Source organism: Acholeplasma laidlawii PG-8A, assembly GCF_000018785.1.
Classification (GTDB): Bacteria; Bacillota_I; Bacilli_A; order Acholeplasmatales; family Acholeplasmataceae; genus Acholeplasma; species Acholeplasma laidlawii.
The window spans coordinates 703330-724704 of sequence record NC_010163.1 but is presented as its reverse complement, the minus strand read 5'-3'; the positions used below and the strand labels follow the sequence as shown (position 1 = coordinate 724704).

Annotated in this window: 21 protein-coding genes; 11 read left to right on the top strand and 10 right to left on the bottom strand. The window is 31.8% G+C overall.

What is annotated here, in order from left to right; translation table 11 throughout:
• Nucleotides 1–16: 16 nt before the first annotated feature.
• From thyA to ACL_RS03425, 4 genes are read left to right on the top strand one after another with little or no spacing between them, the layout of a single operon-like run.
• Nucleotides 17–883 (top strand): thymidylate synthase, encoded by an 867-nt coding sequence (gene thyA, locus ACL_RS03440; protein WP_012242638.1) that lies wholly within the window; start codon nt 17–19, stop codon nt 881–883.
• A complete protein-coding gene (locus tag ACL_RS03435; RefSeq protein ID WP_012242637.1) occupies nt 880–1350 on the top strand; it encodes a dihydrofolate reductase in 471 nt (156 codons plus the stop codon). The genes thyA and ACL_RS03435 overlap by 4 nt, the downstream gene beginning before the upstream one ends.
• A 4-nt stretch (nt 1351–1354) precedes the next feature.
• On the top strand, nt 1355–2146 hold the full coding sequence (locus tag ACL_RS07255) for a lysophospholipid acyltransferase family protein (protein WP_012242636.1): 792 nt from the start codon (nt 1355–1357) through the stop codon (nt 2144–2146).
• Nucleotides 2143–2475 (top strand): hypothetical protein, encoded by a 333-nt coding sequence (locus tag ACL_RS03425; RefSeq protein WP_012242635.1) that lies wholly within the window; start codon nt 2143–2145, stop codon nt 2473–2475. Before ACL_RS07255 ends, ACL_RS03425 begins: the two co-directional genes overlap by 4 nt.
• Nucleotides 2476–2518: 43 nt before the next feature.
• Here the strand turns inward: ACL_RS03425 and ACL_RS03420 are convergent, their stop codons facing one another.
• The 3 genes from ACL_RS03420 to ACL_RS03410 all read right to left on the bottom strand — a co-directional run bounded on the left by ACL_RS03420 (nt 2519) and on the right by ACL_RS03410 (nt 4931).
• Entirely contained in the window at nt 2519–2878 is a 360-nt protein-coding gene (locus ACL_RS03420) for a hypothetical protein (RefSeq protein WP_012242634.1), read from the bottom strand.
• A gap of 14 nt (nt 2879–2892) precedes the next feature.
• Nucleotides 2893–4218, bottom strand: coding sequence for a cation:proton antiporter (locus ACL_RS03415; protein ID WP_012242633.1), 1326 nt, complete (start codon nt 4216–4218; stop codon nt 2893–2895).
• A 143-nt stretch (nt 4219–4361) separates the two neighbouring features.
• Nucleotides 4362–4931, bottom strand: a complete 570-nt coding sequence (locus ACL_RS03410; protein ID WP_012242632.1) for a histidine phosphatase family protein — start codon at nt 4929–4931, stop codon at nt 4362–4364.
• Between the two features lie 92 nt (nt 4932–5023).
• On the opposite strand from ACL_RS03410, the gene ACL_RS03405 reads away from it, so the two are divergent.
• The 4 genes from ACL_RS03405 (at nt 5024) to ACL_RS03390 (ending at nt 7490) form a co-directional block, all read left to right on the top strand.
• Nucleotides 5024–5317 carry a hypothetical protein gene (locus ACL_RS03405; protein WP_041633975.1) on the top strand — a complete coding sequence of 98 codons (294 nt, stop codon included), beginning with the start codon at nt 5024–5026 and terminating at the stop codon, nt 5315–5317.
• A 45-nt stretch (nt 5318–5362) separates the two neighbouring features.
• Nucleotides 5363–6661 carry a thymidine phosphorylase gene (locus tag ACL_RS03400; protein ID WP_012242630.1) on the top strand — a complete coding sequence of 433 codons (1299 nt, stop codon included), beginning with the start codon at nt 5363–5365 and terminating at the stop codon, nt 6659–6661.
• Nucleotides 6661–7209 carry a 16S rRNA (guanine(966)-N(2))-methyltransferase RsmD gene (rsmD, locus tag ACL_RS03395; RefSeq protein WP_012242629.1) on the top strand — a complete coding sequence of 183 codons (549 nt, stop codon included), beginning with the start codon at nt 6661–6663 and terminating at the stop codon, nt 7207–7209. Before ACL_RS03400 ends, rsmD begins: the two co-directional genes overlap by 1 nt.
• A gap of 62 nt (nt 7210–7271) precedes the next feature.
• On the top strand, nt 7272–7490 hold the full coding sequence (locus ACL_RS03390) for a YneF family protein (RefSeq protein ID WP_012242628.1): 219 nt from the start codon (nt 7272–7274) through the stop codon (nt 7488–7490).
• A 1871-nt stretch (nt 7491–9361) separates the two neighbouring features.
• Here the strand turns inward: ACL_RS03390 and deoB are convergent.
• The 5 genes from deoB to lepA form a co-directional block, all read right to left on the bottom strand.
• Nucleotides 9362–10555 (bottom strand): phosphopentomutase, encoded by a 1194-nt coding sequence (gene deoB / locus ACL_RS03385; protein ID WP_012242627.1) that lies wholly within the window; start codon nt 10553–10555, stop codon nt 9362–9364.
• A complete protein-coding gene (gene xerD, locus ACL_RS03380) occupies nt 10552–11457 on the bottom strand; it encodes a site-specific tyrosine recombinase XerD (RefSeq protein ID WP_012242626.1) in 906 nt (301 codons plus the stop codon). The genes deoB and xerD overlap by 4 nt, the downstream gene beginning before the upstream one ends.
• Nucleotides 11454–12545: a radical SAM family heme chaperone HemW gene (gene hemW / locus ACL_RS03375; protein ID WP_012242625.1), complete on the bottom strand. Its 1092-nt coding sequence runs from the start codon at nt 12543–12545 to the stop codon at nt 11454–11456. The genes xerD and hemW overlap by 4 nt, the downstream gene beginning before the upstream one ends.
• Nucleotides 12546–12654: 109 nt before the next feature.
• Nucleotides 12655–12819, bottom strand: coding sequence for a hypothetical protein (locus ACL_RS07470; protein WP_012242624.1), 165 nt, complete (start codon nt 12817–12819; stop codon nt 12655–12657).
• Between the two features lie 310 nt (nt 12820–13129).
• Nucleotides 13130–14959, bottom strand: coding sequence for a translation elongation factor 4 (gene lepA / locus ACL_RS03370; RefSeq protein ID WP_012242623.1), 1830 nt, complete (start codon nt 14957–14959; stop codon nt 13130–13132).
• A gap of 157 nt (nt 14960–15116) precedes the next feature.
• On the opposite strand from lepA, the gene ACL_RS03365 reads away from it, so the two are divergent.
• Nucleotides 15117–15686 carry a LemA family protein gene (locus ACL_RS03365; protein WP_041633965.1) on the top strand — a complete coding sequence of 190 codons (570 nt, stop codon included), beginning with the start codon at nt 15117–15119 and terminating at the stop codon, nt 15684–15686.
• Nucleotides 15687–15727: 41 nt separating this feature from the next.
• Nucleotides 15728–16492 (top strand): hypothetical protein, encoded by a 765-nt coding sequence (locus tag ACL_RS03360; protein ID WP_111724342.1) that lies wholly within the window; start codon nt 15728–15730, stop codon nt 16490–16492.
• A 67-nt stretch (nt 16493–16559) separates the two neighbouring features.
• Here the strand turns inward: ACL_RS03360 and ACL_RS07250 are convergent, their stop codons facing one another.
• Nucleotides 16560–18563, bottom strand: coding sequence for an HD domain-containing phosphohydrolase (locus ACL_RS07250; protein ID WP_012242620.1), 2004 nt, complete (start codon nt 18561–18563; stop codon nt 16560–16562).
• Between the two features lie 286 nt (nt 18564–18849).
• Here ACL_RS07250 and ACL_RS03350 point away from each other — a divergent pair, with 286 nt between their 5' ends.
• Nucleotides 18850–19803: a hypothetical protein gene (locus ACL_RS03350; protein WP_041633958.1), complete on the top strand. Its 954-nt coding sequence runs from the start codon at nt 18850–18852 to the stop codon at nt 19801–19803.
• 104 nt (nt 19804–19907) lie between these two features.
• Here ACL_RS03350 and ACL_RS03345 read toward each other — a convergent pair whose 3' ends face one another.
• A complete protein-coding gene (locus ACL_RS03345) occupies nt 19908–21257 on the bottom strand; it encodes a hemolysin family protein (RefSeq protein ID WP_012242618.1) in 1350 nt (449 codons plus the stop codon).
• Nucleotides 21258–21375 lie beyond the last annotated feature (118 nt).

Sequence of the window (21375 nt, the reverse complement as noted above, 5' to 3'; positions counted from 1 at the left end):
AAACTAGGAGTGTATTATGAAACAGTATTTAGATTTAGCCCGTCATATCATGGAAAATGGTACATTAAAATCAGATCGTACGGGCACTGGAACCAAATCAATTTTTGGTTACCAGATGTTCTTCGATTTAAAGGATGGGTTTCCACTCCTAACCACTAAGAAGACATTTTTAAAAGGTATTATTCATGAATTATTATGGTTTATTAAAGGGGATACCAACATCAAGTATCTTGTAGATAATAATGTTGGCATCTGGACGGACTGGCCATATAAAAATTATATGAATTCTTCAGAATATCAAGGAGAATCCATTAAGGAATTCTCAGATAAAATTCGTCAAAGTGATGAGTTTGCTAAAAAATGGGGTGATTTAGGCCCTGTTTATGGTTCCCAGTGGCGTAATTTTAATGGTGTAGATCAAATTGAATATATTATTAATACACTAAAAACAAACCCAGATTCCAGACGTATGGTTTTATCTGCGTGGAATCCAGCAGAAATCGGTCAAATGATGTTACCTCCATGTCATACATTAATTCAATTTTATGTTGTAGATAACAAGTTGTCCTTACAACTATACCAACGTAGTGGTGATGTATTCTTAGGCATTCCATTTAATATTGCATCTTATGCTGTATTTTTAATGATGGTTGCACAAGTAACTGGATTTGAATTAGGTAGTTTTGTACATACCATTGGAGATGCACATATTTATACAAATCATTTTGATCAAATTAACTTACAACTTACAAGAACGCCAAGACGTTTACCAATATTAAAAATCAATAAATCGATTACAAGACTTGAAGACTTCAAATATGAAGACTTTGAACTTGTAGGTTATGATCCATATCCGCCAATTAAAGGCGTGGTTGCTGTATGATTTACGCAATTTGGGCAATGGATGTCAATTGGCTTATAGGTCAAGATAATAAGCTTGCTTGGCACTATAAAGAAGACTTGGCGTATTTTAAAGAAAAAACTAAAGGTAAAACTGTATTAATGGGTGATTTAACTTATAAATCACTGAAAGGTTATTATAAAGATAAACCTTTTCCATACGGTAAAATTTATGTAGCTAACCTCATTGATACGGCTTATGATGATGCAGAATGCATCACAGATGTAGTGGATTTTGTTAAAAACTATAAAGATGAACTATGGATCATTGGTGGTAAAGTTATTTATAACCTAACCTTACCTTATGTTGATTATTTATTAATCACCCACGTACTAGACATTCATAAAGGTAATGTATACTTCAACCATTTTGACTTATCTAGCTACAAATTAGTTGATAAAAAGTTAGCACCTAGTTTAATATTTGCAACATATAAGAAAGAGATTTGATATTATGTTTACAATTTTATTTTTAATTGGTTGGGCAACCTTTTCAACCCTTATGTCCATCTATGTACTCGGTGGTTACTACATTATACTTTGGGTACTACTTGGCTATCTAGTAGGTTTTATACCAATTATAATTGGTGCCTTAATTCATATTTATGCGTGGCAAAAATTACCACTTATGAACCGATATAAATATTATGGTTGGCAAAGTCTAGCAAGATTTTTAAGCGTATTTGTCTTTAACATAAGTATCAAGGTTATCGGTAAAGAAAACGTGCCAAAAGACGGTAAAATGGTTGTTTACACGAATCATAAGTCTTACTTGGACCCTGTAATTGCAATTCAAGCAATCAACAGACCAATGGCCTTTACTCCGAAGTCTACATTGTATAAAATTCCAATCTTAAAAGACGGTATGAAACAAATGCATTGTATGCCAATTTACAGGGATGATACAAGAAAAACCGCTAAAGCTTTAGTAGAAACTATCAAGAATATTGAGGCTGGATTTTCAATGGTAGTGTTTCCTGAAGGTGGTCGTAAAAACCGTGATCAAGACAGTGTAGTCGCAACACGTGCTGGTGCTTTCCAAATTGCAGTAAAGCCAAAAGCAACCATCTTACCTATGACAATTATTGGAAATTCTGAAATCCAACATCGTGCACCATTTAGAAAAACTAAAATTAAAGTCATTATTCATAAACCAATTACGCATGAAGACTATCAAGGTTTATCTACAGCTGAAATTGGTGATATGGTGATGCATGTAATTAACTCTGGATTCGAACATAAATGATTCAAGTAATTGATGTACACGATTTGGATGTCTTAAGTGCATCATCCATTGTAAGACAAGCGATTGATACAATAGGACAAAAAATATTAGTCATTATTCATGGTTATGGGTCTACAACAAATCAATACAAAAAATTAACTCAAATTAGGAGTATTGGAAAATCTAGAGTAAAAAAGGGACAAATTGAAGTTTCCATATCTGGTCCAGATTTAAATGATCCTTTCCAAAGAGCACATTTTAGTATTGAAGAGTTAGGTAAACTCAGCTCATATATAACGAACAGCGGTGTTACTATCATAAAGAAAAAATCACATCATATACAAAAATAAGGATTGGTCAGTGCCAATCCTTATTTTTTTAATTTATATTTTTTTAAACTTGATGTGTAGATTTAATTGGATAGATACCGGATACAGGCATTGTAAACATAAAACCAATCACTGCTTTTTTAGATTGTTCTAAAATAGAACGAACTTCAGCAATTACATGTTTCTTATCAAATGTTTCTGGTAATACAGTAAAGATCATTTTTGAATGATTTTGATCCCCTACTAAAGCTTTGTAGAATGGACCAGAAAATAAACCTTGTCCACCACCATCTTTTTCAATGATTGCTTGCGCCATACCTTGTGAATCAATGATAGTTGCACCTTTAATGTGTAACTCAATAAATTTATCAAGAATATCATCCATAAAGGTTAAGTCGTTTAATACTATAAATAAAGCTTCCATAAGTTTTCTCCTTATTAATTTTCTGTATCTTCTTCGAACATAGATTCATTAAGTTTATCAAGACCATATAACTCATCAGATTTAGTGAGTGAGTATTTAGCAAAAACAGGTCCCATTGTTTCATATACTAATACAGATAACATAATAACTGCAGCTATTATAGGATATAGTTGAGTCATCTGCACAGCAACAATAGTGAGTAACCCAATAGATACACCACCTTGAGGTAGAAGTGCAAAACCTAAATACTTCTTAACGTTTGGATGTGAGTTGACCATTTGAGCACCAGCCATTGTACCTAATATTTTACCACTTCCGCGAGCAATAATATAGGTTGCAGCGATAATTAGTATTAAATAATCTTGACGTAAGATACCTAAGTCTAATGAAGCACCCGCTAATGTGAAGAATATAATATAAAACGGAGTAGCTAAATCATTAATCGATTGGAAGGTACGATTTGGTTTAAGTGCAATATTTGCAATAACAGAACCTACCATAATATTTGCTAGTAATGGTGAGAATGAAATACCGAAGTCACTCATGTAATGATTCATTAATGTTAATCCACCAACTGTAGCAAATATTGCAATCAATGATAAGACTTGAATATCATCAGAAATCTTGTCAAACTTTTTAGCACCATAGGATAAAGCAATACCAATAATTAACCCAATAATCAATGACCCAAATACTTCAATGAATGGTTTTGAGATCATTAGCCATACCGGAAGTGGATCACCTTGAGGTAGTAATAGTTGTGCAATGGATAAGAAGAATCCAAAGATTATGATGCCAAAGATATCATCTAAAGCTGTAATTGGAACAATTGCCTTAGATACTGGACCATTAGCTCTATATTGACGCATGACCATTAAGGTAGCAGCTGGAGCTGTTGCAGCAGACATAGAAGCTAAGATTAATGCAAATGCAATGCTGGAATTAGAAAACGGATTATACCCTGAGGACATACTGTCTGGTTTTGGAATAAATAGCATAGCTATAAATACTAAAGATACTGCACCTAGAACTTCTAGTAATGTAATTACTGAAATTTCCTTGCCCATTTTCTTCACTCTTTTAATTGCAAATTCACTACCGATTGAAAAAGCAATAAACGCGAGCGCAAGCTCACTAATAAAGCCAAAGACATCTTGGTCACTACTTGTAATAAAACCTTCATAACCAGGGAAAATAAGCCCTAGAGATGGTCCTATAAGTAGACCAAGTACCAAATAGCCTGAGACGTTTGGTAATTTGAATTTTCTAGCAATTAAACTACCAATAAAACCAACAAATAAAATTACTGCAACCTTTGTTAACAATAACCCTATTTCCATTTGCAAAACCTCCTTATAATGTACATACAAACTCAATTTTACTGCAAAAACTTATAAAGTCAATGAGAAATCGTTGATTTTGTATGTTAATATTTTTTCTAAAAAAAAGAAACCCTTTTTACAAGTTTCCTTTTGATTATTAGCTATAAATCAATTTGATTTAATACAGATATTTGATCAGGTTTAACATCGAAATATACGATGCTTGAATTACCTACATAATGCGTAATGTAATCGTACTTTTCAAAGTCTGCTAATATAAGTAATGACTTGATTACATGTGCATGAACAACAAGTAATACCTTCTTACCTTGATGTGTCTTGTATAAATCATTTACTGCATCACTTAATCTTTTTAAGAGTGCCTCATTATCTTCATAACCTTTTGTCTTAAAATCATGTTTAGTTATGAATGGTAATGTTTCTGCCACTGACTTACCTTCAAAAGGTCCAAAGTCCCTTTCGATAAATGCAACATGCTCGCTTGTGATAGTCATATTTAAATGGCTTCCAAGAATTTGTGCTGTCTCTTTTGCTCTAAGCATTGGAGATGTCATTAGAACATCAAATGTTTCATTGTTTTCTTTTAGGTATGTTCCTAAAGTATGTGCCTGGTTTTTTCCGTTTTCATTTAAGACATTATCGATTCTACCTTGGATTAAACGTTGCTTGTTATAATCGGTTTCACCGTGTCTAACCATTGCTAATATCATTTTTATCACCGTGTGTAATTATATCAAAGCTCACCCTTTTAATCAAGGCTATAATTTGATAGAATAATATAGTAAAGGAAATGGTGAACAAAATGATAATTTTAAACAATTGGCAAGAAGTTTTACTAAATATATGGGAAACTATCGTTTCATGGTTCGAAAGTGCGACTGGATGGTTAGATCCACTTTTAAAACCAACAACCGATGGTTGGTGGCAAGGGGCTTTCGATTACTTTAATTCATTTCCTGTTTTACTACAAATTGTCTTTGTAGGATTCTTAGGTCTATTACTCATCATGGGCTTATTATCCTTAATCAAGAAGTCTTTAAAGATTGTAGTAGTGATAGGAATCATTGTATTAATATTTATGGTATTAAACGGTTAAAAATGAATTTAAAAAAATAATAAAATGAAATGGGGTTTAAGTCACATGCAAATGGTCGATTTAATAAACAAGAAAAAATATAATCAAAAATTAACTGCTGAAGAAATATCTTTTATAGTTAACGGTTTTACAAAAGGTCAAATACCGGATTATCAAATGTCAGCCTTTTTAATGGCTGTATATTTTAATGATATGGATATTGAAGAATCAACAGCACTTGCACTAGCAATGCGTGATAGTGGAGAAGTATTAGATTTAACAGATATAAAAGGAACAAAGGTTGATAAGCACTCTACAGGTGGCGTGGGTGATAAGGTAAGTATTGTACTTGCACCATTAGTTGCACACCTAGGTGCTAAGCTAGCAAAAATGAGCGGTAGAGGTTTAGGTCATACCGGTGGAACAATTGATAAGTTAGAATCCATTCCAGGATTTAAGGTTGTATTACCTTTAGATCAATTTAAAAACCAAGTTAAAGAAATTGGTTGTGCAATTGTTGGCCAAAGTGGCGATATTGCACCTGCAGATAAAGTGATGTATGCACTAAGAGATGTTACTGCAACTGTAGACTCAATGCCTTTAATTGCATCCTCTATTATGAGTAAAAAATTAGCATCAGGTGCTGATGCAATCGTCCTTGATGTTAAGGTTGGTTCTGGGGCATTTATGAAGACTTTAGAAGACGGTGAAGCTTTATCTCGCATCATGGTAGATATCGGTAAAAAGGCTGGTAAAAAGGTCACTGCGATTCTTACAGGTATGGAAGAACCTCTAGGACATAAAATTGGTAATGCGTTAGAAATTTATGAATCAGTAGAAACACTTGAAGGTCATGGGCCTGAAGATTTAACTCAAGTAGTTGCTGTAATTTCAGGACACTTATTAAAACATGCTGGCGTCGTAAAAGATTACGAAAGCGGTTATAAATTATCTTATGATACACTACGTAATGGTGGTGCTCTAGAAACATTCTACACCTTTGTGAAAGCACAAGGCGGAGATGTAAATTTCTTAAAGAATAAAGATCAAATTTTAACTAAAACTAAGACATATGAAGTGAAAGCAAATGTTGCTGGTTTCTTAGAAAAAGTAGATGCATTAAACTTCGGTATTGCTGCAATGAAACTAGGTGCAGGACGTGCAACTAAAGATGATGTAATCAATCTATTTGTAGGTATCGACCTGCATAAGAAGATTGGTGACGAAGTTAAAGTTGGCGACACTATCTGTACAATCTATCACGAAGAAAAAGGACTTAAAGAAGCAGTTGAAATTGTCAATAATTCTTACGTAGTTGGTCCGCATAAAATCAAACTAGATTTAATCAAAGAGACAATCTTATAATGCGTATTATCTCTGGAGAATTTAAAAGTAGATTATTAAAAATGGTCCCCTCAAATGATACCAGAGAGACATCTGACAAAGTAAGGGGCGCAGTCTTTAATAGTCTCGGTGAATCAATTAAAGACGCTGTCATATTAGACTTATTTGCTGGATCAGGTAGTTATGGATTAGAATCAATTTCTAGAGGTGCTAAGTATGTAGTGTTTAATGATGTTAAACAAATTGCTATTAACACCTTGAATGAAAATATAGCAAATCTAGGCGTAATAGATAGAGTCATACTATGGAAACATGATTATAATATAGCCTTAAAAAAACTGTCAGAATTAAAAGATAAATTAGATATTGTTTTCTTAGATCCACCCTATAAATTAGACATCTATGAATCCATTTCTAACCAACTAATACCTTACTTAAATGATGATGCATTACTCGTGTTAGAAATGGATAAAAGTAGAACTCTAGATTTAGAACAAATCAAAGCATACACTATCTTAAAAGAAAAAGTATACGGCAGTAAAAAGATATTAATATTAAGTAAACATTAACATTGTAATTTATAATGAAATAAAGTAAAATGAATATGTACTTACGAAAGGAGTTGTCGCTAATGGAATGGTATTGGGTTATAGCAATCGCAGTTGGTGCATTACTAATTGGTGCTGTTGCAGGATTTTTTATCGCCAGAGCTTGGTTCAAAAAGTATTTAGAAAAGAATCCACCAATGGATGAAAGATCGATTAGAGAGATGTTTAGACAAATGGGAAGAACTCCTTCTGAAAAACAAGTTAGACAAGTTCTAGCATCTATGAAACAAAATACTAAGTAAAAATAAAGTGCTGAGAAGCACTTTTTTTATTTACTAGTAAAAAATCAATGTTTACCAATTATAAACTAGGACATTATTTACTAAACTTAACAAAATTCTTAATGTTTAGTAAATAATTATTCAGTATACTTTTATTAAACTTAAAATATAGACTAATGTTTATTTAAGTTAAACGCCCAGGATATATGTTTAGCATAAGAAGTGATCCTGGTTACGTATTCAAATTAAGTAAAGGAGATGGGAAGAGATATTTCTCATCTCCTTTACTTTCGTCTGATGTGGACAACCGTCTCTTGATCGATGGATGAGATTTAACCACTTCTCAAAGTTGATAATAAATGACACACATAGCATCATAAGAGTAGTAGTAGTCCGTCAGCATCTGATACATGTAAAAACATGATATCACGTGTTTTAAGCCTAATAGCGAGTGAGACATATAATTAGTCAACGTAAGTAACATGAAATGCTATCAAACTTACTTTCAAAACGTTATTTATACTCATATATATATTATGATTATATTTATATGTAAATTAATAGGTATATTATAGATTTAATCATACTCATTTATATATTAATATACCCATTTAAAAGATAGAACCACACTATTTTATTTATTAATTAGTGCCTATAATGTATATTATGTTAACCACTTAATGTGAGCCTTACTGTGCGGACAACAAGGTTAGTGTGGATATGTTGTAATTATTAATTGCTTGTATTTAGTGCTTCCGTAACCGGGTTACGTCTTATCTATTAAAAATCGTCGTTATAGATGATGATATTGAACGAATCTCTCTAGTGGTGCTTCAGAGACTCAAAACCTTTCAATTTTGATGTAAATAACAATACTAATAACTAAAAACGTTTGGTTATTTTTGAGCGTTTGAGTACTTAATTAACTGATGTATATCCATCTCAATCGCTATCAATTCAATACCCATTTACCATCTTTATGCACTCATTGTTAAAGGGTCTTCAGCTACAACTACCAATCAACCAATCAATGTGTAACACAGAATATTTACACTTACGACGTAACTACATCGCTAAACATTGTTTATATTTGGTAAACTTACGTTTTATAATTATCATTGTGTGATTGTATAAAGGCTATTAATTATACTCTTAAGATTGGTTTAATTTCATCTCACTTAAATAGTGAACTGCTAATAAATTTATCGAATCATACTTTTAAAAATCTCTTCAACTGATCATCTTAGTATGAAATATCAAGGCTTATATTTTTTCGCATTTGCTTTTTAACAATTATAACTATCATGTTACGTCGATAAAAATGATCACTTAAAACTTTACTTTGGAAATTACTAAATTACTGAAATACTTCTACATATCTGAAATTTCTCTTTTTTATGTTTCCTCATGAAATATTCTATGTTTACTAAATATATACTGAGTCATTAAATAGTAAACATAGGTTTTTTGAAATTTTAAAATTTGTTTTTTCATAACATTTAGTTTTCGTTTAATTTTATAGGCGCATTTTAAGCAATCGAGTTTTACTTTTACGTATAATCATGCATCTCAAACTGCTATTAGTTTAGACACGTTTTACATCATTTTCTCTATTTTAATCGGCCTTATTGAGTCCATTGTTCGTTCGTTTTTATCATCAACAATGCTTCATGTATGTTTGTTTTTAGGCTGATTTTACCACCTTTAAACAAGGTTAAATTTTGTGTATACTTTTTCCTGTTTAGGTGTTTTAGTTGAGCATATTAAATCTAGTTTCACAGTGTATTTTATCAAAATATTTATATACATCATTCAGACTTTATTCGTCATATTATTGCAAAATAAAAAGGTGCAGTATTTCTACACCTTGTTTATATTTAGTAAACATTGATTTATTTTAATTTACTTAAGAAACTGTCACCATGCTCTGTTTTTTTGACTTTAAAGTTATCAGAAATTGTACTTCCTAAATCGGCAAATGTATTAAGTATTGGTAGGCTACCACCTGATTTAAATGACTTGCTATAAGCTATCATTGGTACAAATTCTCTTGTATGATCGGTACCAACATAGGTTGGATCATTACCATGATCAGCTGTTAAAATGAGTAAATCATCTTCATTTAAATTAGCCATTAATTCAGGTAATTGACTATCCATATCCATGATTGCTTTACCATATCCATGAGGGTCTCTGCGGTGTCCGTAGAGTGCATCAAAGTCTACTAGATTTAAGAAACATAATCCTGTAAAATCTTTTTTAGCCCACTCTGTAATCTGTTTCATACCATCATCATTCGATACTGTTTTACTGTATTTATTGATACCGTAACCATCAAAAATATCATTGATTTTACCTAGTGCGATGACATCATAATTAGCATCACTTAGGAAGTTTAAAGTTGTCTCTTCACTTGGTTTTAATGCATAATCTTTTCTATTACTTGTGCGCTTAAAGTTGTCCTTATTTGTACCTAAGAATGGTCTTGTAATTACACGTCCAACTTTCCAGTCTGGTCTCATTGTAATGTCACGTGCAATTGCAGAAATTCTGTATTGTTCTTCAATAGGAATGATCTCTTCATGCATCGCAATTTGAAGTACACTGTCTGCGGATGTGTAGACAATTAAGTCTCCAGTCCTCATGTGTTCTTCACCTAAATCCTTTAATATTTCAGTACCACTTGCTGCGATATTACCGATGATTTTACGTCCGGTTCTTTCTTCTAATTCATCTAGTAATTCTTTTGGAAAACCAGTGTCTGTAAAGGTTTGAAATGGTGTTGTAACATACAAGCCCATGATTTCCCAATGACCTGTCATCGTATCTTTTCCTAGTGATTTTTCACGAATTTTTGTTACATAAGATGAGGATAATTCAACTGATTTAGTACCTTTTATAGGTATGATATTACCTACACCAAGCTTCTCTAAATTAGGTATTCTAAGATCCATACTTTCTGCAATATGACCAAACGTATTTGCTTTTGTATCGTCTACCCCTTCATTAAAATATTGATTTGCATCTTCTGATGCACCGACTCCTAAAGAGTCCATGACGATTAAAAATACTCTTTTAAATCTCATTTGTTATTCTCCTTTGCTCTTGGATGAGTTTTGTTATAAACTTGTTTTAATCTTGATTGTGAGATGTGTGTATAGATTTGTGTAGTCGATATATCTTCATGGCCAAGTAGGTTTTGAAGACTTCTTAAATCCATTCCATTCTCTAAAAGGTGTGTTGCAAATGAATGCCTTAAGGTATGTGGTGACACTTTTTCAGGGTCTAAATTTGCTTCGCTTGCAAGCTTTTTTAAGACTTTAAAAAAGCCTACACGTGAAAGTGTTTTACCTTGATTATTAATAAATAAATAATCTGTTTTTTCCTTAATCAAATCATCTCTAGCCTTAACTAAATAATTTCTAATTGCTATAATTGCCATATCCGATATAGGTACCATACGTTCTTTTGACCCTTTACCAGTGACAATAACATAGCTTTGTTGCATATGGATATCCTTTAATTTTATATTAAGTAATTCAGAAACACGCAGTCCAGAACCGTATATAAGTTCTAGCAATGCCATATTTCTTAAACCCAATGTCGTGGACTTATCTATGACTTCTAATATACTAATTACCTCATCTACACTTAATACTGTAGGTAAAGTTTTTTCTATTTTAGGTCTAGCAATTTTATGCGTAACATCTTCATCCACTTCTTTTTCCATCAGTAAAAACTTATGAAATGATTTAATTGAGGTGAGTTTTCTAGATATCGTTTTAGCAGATAATCCCTTTTTCTTAATACTTTTAAGATAACCTTCAATGTGCTTTGATTGAATGTTATCTACATCTTTTAATTTATGATATTTATCTAAGAAAGATTCATAGTCCTTTAAATCTCTCATATATGCATCAATGGTATTCTTGGATAAACCCAATTCATTATTCAAATAATAAGAAAAATCTTTGATTAAATAGGTCATACAAATATCATAAATACTTGATTACCAAGCATTGTACCTTCCTTAGTTAGACGTATATAGTCATCTTTAATTTCAAGTAATCCTAGTTTTATTTTATCATGAATTTGGGGGTATTTTTCAGTTAATTTTATTTTATATTTTTGTTCTAGTCTAGGAATGTATACACCCTTAGTTAATCTTAAGCCAAATATAAGTTCATCTTGTAGTTTTAAATCCTCAGTTTGAAGTGTTTTTTCCTTTAAGAAATGATCCATATATTGACCCATTCCGCGTTCATTGTATGTTCTATAATTATCAATAAACCCATGTGCCCCTAATCCTACACCAATATATTCACCTAATGTCCAATAGATATTATTGTGTAGTGAATAATGATTATTTTTTGCATAGTTGCTTATTTCATATTGATCATAACCATGATTTGTTAAAAAATTCATGACATACTCATACATAATAGCTTCATTATCTTCATCCATCGGTTTGAAGTTACCTTTTAAATACTGATGATAAAAATAGGTCTTATCTTCTAATATTAGAGAGTAATAAGAAATATGTGTGATATCCAATTTTAAGAACTGCTCTAAATCATACTTAATATGATCTAGGGTTTGTCCCGGTATTGCAAATATTAAGTCAATAGAAATATAAGGGATGCCTAGGTCTTTTAAGTCTTTTATGATAGAAAACACTTGTTCTGTCTTATGACCTCTATTTAAATAAGCTAGTATTTTATCATCAAAACTCTGGACACCCATGGATATACGATTAATGCCATATTTTTTAAATACTAAACCTTTTTCATGTGTGTAGCTTTCTGGATTAAGTTCAATTGAAAATTCTACTGGTTTAATTCTTACAAGCGAGTCAAACAGGTAGGTTAATTGATCTACAGTTAACATGGAAGGTGTTCCTCCACCAACAAAGATTGTCTCTATAGAATCAAAATGACTCTCATAAGTCATGATTTCTTCTCTTAATTTAATTAAATATTGATCTATCATATTTTGATTTTTAGGGACTCTTTTAACAAAATCACAATAGTGACAGATGTACTCGCAAAATGGTATATGGATATATAAACCCTTCATAGTAAAAACCTACCTTCTATTACTATTATATCAAAATAAAGAGGTATCTAGCCTGAATAGATACCTCTTTATAAGAGAGAGAAAAGAATTTTTTTATCCTATAAAGGAATTATTTCTTTTTTTTATGAGTTGTTTGGTGTAGGATGTTTTCTAGTATCTCATCATTGACTTTATCATAAACTTCTGTTGATACCTTAACATCACCAGTATCCGGATTAACAGATCTATATTTTACATATGGATTCTTGTTATTCATATAAAGCATTGTGTTCATAATTATCCTCCTAAGTCATAAAAAAAGGTATGAATATATAATATTCCTACCCTAGTTTAATTTTATTAAAAAATCTGTCAATTAATTGACGCGTACCAATTGAATTAATATGTACTTGAAATGTATATTTCATTTTCATTTAATTCCCTCACGAACATAGATTTATCCTACATTCATATGATACCATGTAAGCGCATTCATGTCAAGATAAATAGTTTGTAGTTTGTGATTTTATGTTAATTTTAACACCTTTCATAGCCTATAAAAAAACAGGTGTATTTCACCTGTTTACTTTATAGTATATGTGTTATCAATCTTCGTTTGATAAAATTGCTAGGAAGGCACTTTGTGGAATATCCACTCGTCCGAAGGTTTTCATACGCTTCTTACCTTCTTTTTGTTTTTCTAGTAATTTTTTCTTACGAGACACGTCACCACCGTAACATTTAGCAATAACGTCTTTTCTCATCGCTTTAATTGTTTCTCTAGCAATAATCTTACCACCTAATGCAGCTTGTACAGGTATTTCAAACATTTGTCTTGGAATTAATGTTTTTAATTTTTCAACAATTGCTTTACCACGCGAGTATGCAAAGTCATGGTGAACAATTACAGATAAAGCATCCACTACTTCACCATTTAATAAGATATCCATTTTTCTTAATCTGGATGTCATATAACCATCTAAAACGTAGTCAAATGATGCATAACCTTTTGTACTTGATTTTAATTTATCAAAGAAATCATATACAATTTCTGCTAAAGGTATTCTATAAGTGATCATTACTCTTGTTTGATCTACATAAGTCATGTCTTTAAAGATACCACGCTTTTTCTGACATATTTCCATAACAGCACCAACATAGTCTTTAGGACACATGATAGTTGCTTTAACAATCGGTTCTTCAATACGATCTATTTTTTGAACATCCGGTAAGAAACTTGGGTTATCCACTAGTAACTTGCTACCATCTGTTAAATATACATCATAAATAACGCTAGGTGCAGTTGCTATAAGTTCAATGTTAAACTCTCTTGAAATACGTTCTTGGATAATATCCATGTGAAGTAATCCAAGAAAACCGGTTCTAAATCCAAAACCTAAAGCTTGAGATGTTTCTGGTTCATAGATGAGTGAAGCATCATTTAATTTTAATTTCTCTAGTGCTTCTCTTAAATCTCTATATTGATCAGGATCAATTGGGAATAATCCACAAAATACAACAGGATTTAATGTTCTATAACCAGGTAGTGCTTTTTTTGTATGGTTCTTTACATGTGTGATGGTGTCACCCACACGAACATCATCTAGTGTTTTAATTGCCGCTGTGATATAACCTACATCACCAGGTCCTAATATATCTACTGGTTTTTGTTCTGGTGTGTAAACACCAACCTCTACAACCTCAAACTGAGCTTTTGTAGCCATAAACTCAATTAAATCACCTTTTTTGATAGAACCATTTACAACTCTAATTGTAGGAATGACCCCTCTATACATATCAAAAAATGAGTCAAAGATTAATGCTTGTAAAGGTTCATTAGAATCACCTTCAGGTGCCTTAACATCTCTAACAATACGTTCTAAGATATCAATTACACCAAGACCAGATTTGCCACTGGCAATAACTGCATCTGATGCATCAATACCAATGATTTCTTCAATTTCTCTTCTTACTTTTTCCGGTTCAGCACTTGGTAAATCTATTTTATTTAATACAGGGATGATTTCTAAATCATTATCTAAAGCTAAATATACGTTTGCTAATGTTTGTGCTTGTATACCTTGTGCAGCATCTACAACTAAAATAGCGCCTTCACAAGCTGCAAGCGATCTGGAAACTTCATAGGTAAAATCGACGTGCCCTGGAGTATCGATTAAATGTAATATATATTCATTGCCATCTTTTGCTTTATAAGTTAATTGAACAGCGTTCAATTTAATTGTAATACCACGTTCACGCTCTAGATCCATACTATCTAAAAGTTGAGCTTTCATATTTCTCTTATCTACAGTCGAAGTCATTTCTAAAATACGGTCTGCTAACGTTGATTTACCGTGGTCAATATGGGCAATAATTGAGAAGTTTCTAATATTCTTTTGTCGTTCGTTTAATGTTTTCTTGTCCAAATTATTCATACCTTTCATGCTCTTAATATTTTATCATATTTTAGGTAATCTGAGCAATGTAATATTTTTCATAAAATTTTTAGAGATTTTTAAGCAATTTTTAATATGAAGTTGTTAATTAGCAATATAATTATGATATAAATTCACATGAATGGGGGAAAATAATGTGAAAAAGCTATATATTATACTTGGAGTCGTTGCAATAGTTATTGTTGTAATCTCAAGTATTTGGATTACAGCTTACAATACATATCAGTCTAATGATGTGGAAGTGAGCCAAAAACGTGGGGATGTACATGCTACTTTATCGATAAGATATGATAAAATGGCAGCAATGATTGATACAATCCAAAGTGCAAATTCAACAGTTCAAGGGTATTTAGATACTATTATGGCTGCTCGAACTGCATTTGCTAATGCGCTAGCTAGTAATGATTTAGAATCAATTGATGAATCTATACAAGAGATTAATTCCACCTTTATTAATCTAGTATCCTATGTAGAAGATAACCCATCAAGTTATAATACAACTGCACTTTATGCAAATGCGTTGGCTGAATTTAATGCATCAACCAATGTAGTTTTAACCGCTATACTTGCTTATAATGATACGGTTGCTACTTATAATAAACATATAAGAATGTTTCCAAATAACTTGTTTGTAGGTAATAATCCACAATATGATACCTATGAGGTAGCAAACTTCAACAAAACCTTACCTACTTTTAATGATTGATTTATCAAACTATGAATCATAAACGACTTTATATAGTTTGGATGATTCTACTATTTATTTTGACTCTAAGTGCTTGTACAAGCAATAAAAACACTTCTTTAGAACCTTCTAAACTGTTTTACATTCATGATCAGGATCACATACTCTTAAACGCCACCAGTTGGACTATTTTTAACTATGCCAATGAACTATACCTTGATTCTAAGGCAGATGATATACCTTCTAATATTCAAGGTGCTCAGGTTGTAGTTGTAGCATATATAGGTGATGAATCAACCTATAATACAACTGAAATCTTTAATAATTGGGGCATCGGTGAAAATGATATGGGTATTCTTATTACTGTATTGTTTTCAAAAGAGGGTGATACTATTAATTATGAAAATATACTATTTGAAATAGGAACTACTATGAGCGGATACCTATCCGCATTTAGTGCTAATCAATTGATTACTGATTATTTTAATGATCCTTTAATACCTGCATATGATTATGATGCAAGAATTATAAGTTTATTTCATGGTGTCTTATCCTATATATATTTAAATATCTATGACTATACTTCTTATAACCATACTTCTTACATGGATGCATATTACGAGGTTCAATATGATTATATAGCCGCTATTCCAAAATATGAGTTCTATGAAGGTTGGTTTTCTAGTTATTGGTTTTGGATAATTTTTTCAATTATTATTTTATCAGGCGCTTCTATCTATAGATTTTTACCTATATTTTTCTTTTCTAGTCGCAGAGGCATCTCTGGTGGCGGTGGAAGATCTATAGGCTATTGGTTTAAACGTTAACTACGAGGTTACAAACATAAAAAGGGTACAGATTAAGATATTTACTATCCATGTGTACCCTTTTTAATTATAGGTATAATACGCCATTCTCAATTAAATCAACAAATATATTCACTAAATTAGGATCAAACTGAGTACCTGAACAGCGTTTAATTTCTAAAATTGCTTGTTCGTGTGTCATAGGCTCTTTATAAGTTCGCCTAGATACCATAGCATCATAAGCATCAGCAATCGAAACTATTCTAGCTCTAATAGGAATATCTTCACCGCTTAACCCTCTTGGATAGCCTTGACCATTAAAATGTTCATGGTGGGATAATATATCCTCTGCAATTTCTGCATATTCAGGGGCAGTAGAAATAATTCTATAACCAATTTCAGGGTGCTTTTTAATTGCTTCCCATTCTTTAGGTGTTAGTTTGCCTGGTTTATTCAAGATGGCTTCATCAATAGCAATCTTTCCAATATCATGAAGTGATGCGATCGCCTCGAGTAAATTTAGATCATGTTTTTTCATACCTAGGAATTTACCAATTTCTGTACAGATGGTAGCTACCCTAGTAGAATGATCCTTTTCTCGAGGATTTTTTTCTCTCAAGGTATTTAAGATAGATTTAATAAATTCACTGCGGTGAGATGCTTTTTCAAAGAGTTTACTCTTATGCATTTGTACTTCACTTTGTTTTAGAACATCATCGATATGATCACCTTCTAATTTAGTCGCAATCCCATAAGAAACTGAGAGTTTTAAACCATTAAATAGATGTTTATCAAATTCATTATCGACTTTTTCCATCATCTTAAGGGCTGTATCATAATCCGTGTTTGGTAGAATAAATATAAATTCATCGCCACCTATACGGCTAACTGTACCATTTGGTAATAAGTGTCTGGTAAGAATTTCTGCTACTTTAACAAGTACCAAATCTCCCATTTTATGTCCCAATGCGTCATTAAAGAGTTTCAAGCCATTGATATCACATGTAATGATTGATACAGGACAGTATTGATTATCATTAACTTCTACTAATTTTTCTTGAAAATATCTTCTATTTGGTAACCCTGTAAGGCCATCATAATAACTTAATCTCATAATAGAGTCTTCATGTAGACGTTGTTCAGTAATATCTCTGATGAAAACTGTTACCCCTAAAATATCATGTCCACGTCGAAGTGGTGTAAAACGTTCCTCTATAATTTTATTACCAGGTAATGTAGTATATATGACATCATGAATTATTTCACCCTTTAAAGCACTATCAATTGATGTTTTAATACGTGTTCTTCTATTATCATCCTTTAATAAGGATAGTACATTAAACCCTACATCAATTTCTACATTAAAATATGCTTTTATTTGATTCTTATGAAAAATATTAAAGGTCAGATAATTGTAGGCACTATCCACTACATATATTTCCACGTTGTGTGAAGCATCTATAGAACTTTGAAGTAATAGCATTTGAGCTTTTTCAAGGTTGCTTGCTTGTATTCTAAACTGTTGCTGTTTAATGACTACACCAGTTAACATCGTAACAACCGGAAAGAGGATAAGATAAATCGGAAATACTTGTCTAATGACATTTAAACTGTCTGGTAAAAAGAACATGAGCAGAAATACAAGAGCATTCGATGTAAAGCCTAAAATATAATACTCTAAATATTTGTTTTTAAATTTATGACGTCTGAATATATAACGCCACAAAATACCAATCACTGCACTAATGACGATTGTTGATATACCCACCATCATACCAACTCCACCTAAATTAACTCTGTAAGCAATGGCAATGATACTCGCTATGATTGTAGTAATCGGCCCAAAGAATACACCGGATATTGGTATAAGTATGGTTCTTGTATCAAAAACAATACCTTCTTCAAATACCATTGGATTGGTCATTAAAAATAAAGTCAAAAATCCGACAACAATACCGGTTACTACTTGTTTAATGCGTTTATGCTTATAAAGTTCATAGTTAGAAAGCGTGTATAAAAAGACTATGGATAGTAAAATCAAAATGTTATTTGATATAGATACGATCATATCTATTAACGCACTTATATCCATAAAAACTCCTTTTATTTTTCTATTACAAGTCAATTATAACAAATTTTAAACCGCGTTACTATAATATCACCCTACTAATTTTTACTGTAAAATAGTGAATAATCATTCATAAGGTTTTGTCAAATGATATTGTAATAAAAATGCAATGAAAGGTATCCTGAAAGATAATGTAATAACTTTCACACAAATGTCATTTTCTTTTATAACTTTCTTTGACTTATATATTTTAATAAATTATAATAATAGACGAACAAACGATATCTTATAAAATTAAATGGAGGAAAACATGAAAAAAGGATTTTTCGTTATATTATTTTTAATCATGGCAGTTGCTTTAACTGCTTGTGGCCCATCTGAAAGCAAATTTTATTTTGCAAGTCAAACACCAACTGACACTTCATCTTGGGTATATTGGGTTGTCATCGAGAAAAAAGGTGACAAAGTTGTAGGTGCTGAATGGAATGCATTCAACATCGAAGGGGATGCTAACAACACATACAAAGGTATGGATAAAGTTGCTGCTTCAAAAGCAGGTATCTATAATATGAATTCAGATTTATGGTGGCATGAACAAGCTGACCTAGTTATTGAAAAATTCATCGACTCAAAAGGCGATGTAAATGATCAATTACCAGCTCCAGCAGGTGTCTCAATTACTACTTCAGAATTCTATGCTCTAGCAGAAATCGCTTTAGCAAGCGAACCAGTTGAAAAAGGTGATTACAAAGATGGTTACCATTTCCAAACTCTAAAAGCTAATGCTGAAGAACATGCTGCAGTTCAATACTGGGATCCTATTAAGGAAGAAGTTGTAAGTACAGGTACATGGGATGCTTACACATTCGGTTCATTTGTAGTAGTTAATGGTCGTATCGTATTAGCATACTTCAACAACGTTTTCTATGGTTACAAAGCTGTTGTAAATGCTGCAGGATTTGTAACAAAAATTGACCATGATGAAAATCCAGAAACACCAAGCATTTCATTAATGGCTGATTATACTTCTGCTACACCTAAACTATTAAAGACTAAAAACCAATTAGGTACATCATATGGTATGACTGGTGCTTCTCCAATTAAAAAAGATTATGACGCTCAAGCTTATGCTGCTGCTGCTTACTTAGTAGAAAACCAATCATTCCCAGAAACAAATACTGATGGTGATTTCGAAGGTGTTGCTGGTGTAACAATTACAGCTACTGACTTCTTTGATTTATGGAAATTAGTTCCAGCTAAATAAGTTTTATATTAAATAAGGTATCCATTAATGGATACCTTTTTTTATGACTTTGTCATTGAGTTTAGGTATATTTTAAAAAACATTAAAAGAAAAACGGATGCAAATTACATTGCATCCGTTTCATTCATTACTTCTTCAATTGGTTCTTCTTCGATACGTGTAACCAAAACACGTTCAATGATTTTATCTTCATAAGATAGAACTTCGAATCTATAATGTCCGTATACTACAACTATGGATTCATCAGCTTCCGGGAATCGACCTAATTGGCCAAGTAAAAACCCTGATAAAGTGTCATAATCCTCTATTGGTAAACCAGCATGTATTAAATCTTCGACATCATCTAAATCAATTAAACCATCGATTTCATATCTGTCTTCACTGATTGCTTGAATTTCTTCTTCATCCTCATCATACTCATCAGAAATATTACCTAATATCTCTTCAATTAAGTCTTCAAAGGTGATAATACCAGCAGTTCCACCGTACTCATCAATTACAATTGCAATATGCGTTTTAGTTAATTTCATTTCTCTAAATAACGCTCTTGTATTTTTAGATTGAGGTACAAAGAGTGGATCTCTTAATATTTCATGAATATCAAATTCGTTTTTATCTTCATGTTCTGATAGATATTTTAATAAATCTTTAACATGAAGTGTACCAACGATTTTATCTAAGGTTTCCTCATATACTGGAAATCTTGTGTATTTTTCGTTTGTTACGAATTTTACAAGTTCGTCTCTTGTAGAATTTACATTGATTGCTGAAACTTCAGTTCTGTGGGTCATGACTTCTTCAACAGTTGTTGAATCAAATTCAAATATATTTTGAATCATTTCATTTTCTGAACTGTCAATGAACCCTTTAGACTCTGAGGCATTTAGTTCTAAGATGAGTTCCTCTTCGGATAATGTGTCATCATCATCTTGCGGGTTTATGCCAAATAAACGAATGATCAGATTTGCTGAAGACGTTAATAATACAACAAATGGCTTCATTATGACTGCAATCGCACTTAAAAACCCAATAAATATATATGAAACACGTTCAGGTGACTTCATAGCAATACGTTTAGGTACTAACTCTCCAAAGATAACTTGGAAATAAGTTAAGATCAGTGTGATTATAAATGTGACAACTGGAATGATAATTAATGTATCAAACCCTGTCCAATTTGCAATTTGGTCTGAGATGAGATTAGAGAATGCATCCGCTGCAATCACCCCATTAATAAAACCAAACATCGTAATACCGATTTGAATAGTAGACAAGAATCTTGTTGGATTCTCAATGAGTTTTAACACTCGTTTAGCTTTTTTAGCTTTCTTACCACCTGCATCAGCATCTTCTTGAATCTCTCTTCTATTTGCAGATACTAGTGCAATTTCACTAGCTGCAAATATACCGTTTAAGACAATAAAAAATACAATTAAGAATATTTGTAATCCCATTAGAAGGTTACCCCCTCGTGTGGGTCATCACTTAATGTTGTCCTCTGCCCGCTACTTGAATCTTCCATATTTATGTACTTCCTCCGTGTTATTACATTTTAATAACGATATAATCATA

What these genes read in the sequence shown, in the direction of transcription:
- ACL_RS07250 (WP_012242620.1), bottom strand. Translation starts at nt 18,563, where the DNA reads ATGGATATAAGTGCGTTAATAGATATGATCGTATCTATATCAAATAAC.
- ACL_RS03405 (WP_041633975.1), top strand. Translation starts at nt 5,024, where the DNA reads ATGATAATTTTAAACAATTGGCAAGAAGTTTTACTAAATATATGGGAA.
- lepA (WP_012242623.1), bottom strand. Translation starts at nt 14,959, where the DNA reads ATGAATAATTTGGACAAGAAAACATTAAACGAACGACAAAAGAATATT.
- hemW (WP_012242625.1), bottom strand. Translation starts at nt 12,545, where the DNA reads ATGAAGGGTTTATATATCCATATACCATTTTGCGAGTACATCTGTCAC.
- ACL_RS03425 (WP_012242635.1), top strand. Translation starts at nt 2,143, where the DNA reads ATGATTCAAGTAATTGATGTACACGATTTGGATGTCTTAAGTGCATCA.
- thyA (WP_012242638.1), top strand. Translation starts at nt 17, where the DNA reads ATGAAACAGTATTTAGATTTAGCCCGTCATATCATGGAAAATGGTACA.
- xerD (WP_012242626.1), bottom strand. Translation starts at nt 11,457, where the DNA reads ATGACCTATTTAATCAAAGATTTTTCTTATTATTTGAATAATGAATTG.
- rsmD (WP_012242629.1), top strand. Translation starts at nt 6,661, where the DNA reads ATGCGTATTATCTCTGGAGAATTTAAAAGTAGATTATTAAAAATGGTC.
- ACL_RS03420 (WP_012242634.1), bottom strand. Translation starts at nt 2,878, where the DNA reads ATGGAAGCTTTATTTATAGTATTAAACGACTTAACCTTTATGGATGAT.
- ACL_RS03435 (WP_012242637.1), top strand. Translation starts at nt 880, where the DNA reads ATGATTTACGCAATTTGGGCAATGGATGTCAATTGGCTTATAGGTCAA.
- ACL_RS07255 (WP_012242636.1), top strand. Translation starts at nt 1,355, where the DNA reads ATGTTTACAATTTTATTTTTAATTGGTTGGGCAACCTTTTCAACCCTT.
- ACL_RS03360 (WP_111724342.1), top strand. Translation starts at nt 15,728, where the DNA reads ATGATTCTACTATTTATTTTGACTCTAAGTGCTTGTACAAGCAATAAA.
- deoB (WP_012242627.1), bottom strand. Translation starts at nt 10,555, where the DNA reads ATGAGATTTAAAAGAGTATTTTTAATCGTCATGGACTCTTTAGGAGTC.
- ACL_RS03390 (WP_012242628.1), top strand. Translation starts at nt 7,272, where the DNA reads ATGGAATGGTATTGGGTTATAGCAATCGCAGTTGGTGCATTACTAATT.
- ACL_RS03415 (WP_012242633.1), bottom strand. Translation starts at nt 4,218, where the DNA reads ATGGAAATAGGGTTATTGTTAACAAAGGTTGCAGTAATTTTATTTGTT.
- ACL_RS03400 (WP_012242630.1), top strand. Translation starts at nt 5,363, where the DNA reads ATGCAAATGGTCGATTTAATAAACAAGAAAAAATATAATCAAAAATTA.
- ACL_RS07470 (WP_012242624.1), bottom strand. Translation starts at nt 12,819, where the DNA reads ATGAACACAATGCTTTATATGAATAACAAGAATCCATATGTAAAATAT.
- ACL_RS03350 (WP_041633958.1), top strand. Translation starts at nt 18,850, where the DNA reads ATGAAAAAAGGATTTTTCGTTATATTATTTTTAATCATGGCAGTTGCT.
- ACL_RS03345 (WP_012242618.1), bottom strand. Translation starts at nt 21,257, where the DNA reads ATGGGATTACAAATATTCTTAATTGTATTTTTTATTGTCTTAAACGGT.
- ACL_RS03410 (WP_012242632.1), bottom strand. Translation starts at nt 4,931, where the DNA reads ATGATATTAGCAATGGTTAGACACGGTGAAACCGATTATAACAAGCAA.